Source organism: Hydrogenivirga sp. 128-5-R1-1, from assembly GCF_000171895.1.
Genome location: NZ_ABHJ01000386.1, coordinates 1 through 1364, shown reverse-complemented (window position 1 = coordinate 1364; position 1364 = coordinate 1). Strand labels below are relative to the sequence as shown.

The following is a 1364-nucleotide window of genomic DNA, read 5'->3' as shown; positions in this document are numbered from 1 at the left end:
AAATAAATCTGCAAGAGGTTTATTTCTTCTATAATTTAAATCGTAAAGTCTTTCCCTGTTTTGTCTTCCTATGTAAAGAATATCTTCAAAATTTTTATTGGTAATAAAAGCAGTTTTTGCTCCCTTTCTTTCCAGTACTGCATTGGTTGCAACTGTTGAACCGTGAGTAATGTTTTTGGACTTATCTTTTGCTATTTGCTTAAGCCCATATAAAACAGCTTTCGCAGGGTTTTCAGGAGTTGAAAGAGTTTTGAAAATACCCCATTTATCACCGTCTTTATATATAAAATCTGTAAAAGTTCCGCCAGTATCTACGCCAATAATAACCATAAAATAAATTATACTTTATTTTAGAAACAACATCTTCAGAAAACATGTTTGACAATGATGATACAGATATATTAACTGACCCTATGTATAGTTTTTTAAGTATTAACATTTATCACGATGAAAGCGATGATTAAAATGGACTTGGTATATTCTGTGTTTCAAAGACTTTTTCATATTTTTCTTTTGGATTAATATTTTTACTTCTTAATGAATATACAGGTATACTGCTTCCTGCGTGTCCAACTGCCATTCCAAGAGCAAATCCAAAAACTGCTGGTGTACTTAAGAACAAATGAAATTTAGATACTTTTTTAATATCTTTTAGTTTATTAATTATTGAATTTACTTCTACAACATATTTTTTCCAGTCTTGGTTCAACGGCAATTTTCCTTGATTATCTTTCAAGCTAATACCTACTACGGGAATATCTTTTCCATTTTCTCTTAAGTAATTTTCAACATCTGAATATAAAGAATGACTTGCAAGGTGAATAGCCAACGCAACCTCAGAATAATCACTGCTTTCTGGTATGATTATATTGCAGAAATCAGGATTTTCTAAAACATTATGTTTTATTTCTTTTATACTTCTAAGGCTTTCAGCAGTTTCCATATTTAAAACAGGGTGATAATTTTTATCTTTCCCAGGCTGGTAATGGTATAAAATACACGGCAGCCTTAAACCAAATTTAACCCCAAGACCAAATGCAAGAGATGTAATTCCTACCGAAATATGAAAAACAGTTGTCTTATCTGAAATGTTTTTTAAAATTGTTCTTATTTTTTGTTCAAACTCCTTATTTATGTAATCAGTCCAAAATTTTTCATCTAAAGGTAAAAATTCAGGATAATATAAAGTTATATCTTCTTTATCTATTTCATAAATATTTTTTAAATTTTCTAAGCTAAAATATTTTTCTTTATTTTTTATTTCCCCTTTAAGTTCTTTTAATGCTTTGTTTATGTCTTTATTTGCCAGCTGGAGAAACGGAACAGGTATATAATTTCTACCTATCCAGAAATCAAGTTCCTCA

The 1364-nt window shown here is 29.3% G+C and carries 2 protein-coding genes; both read right to left on the bottom strand.

Annotated elements, in window-relative coordinates; genetic code table 11:
- A partial coding sequence (locus HG1285_RS01390; RefSeq protein WP_008289410.1) for a hydantoinase/oxoprolinase N-terminal domain-containing protein occupies nucleotides 1-330 on the bottom strand: 330 nt, incomplete at its 3' end.
- 130 nt (nucleotides 331-460) lie between these two features.
- Nucleotides 461-1364 (bottom strand): SAVED domain-containing protein (locus HG1285_RS01395; RefSeq protein WP_008289409.1); only part of this gene is annotated, 904 nt, incomplete at its 5' end.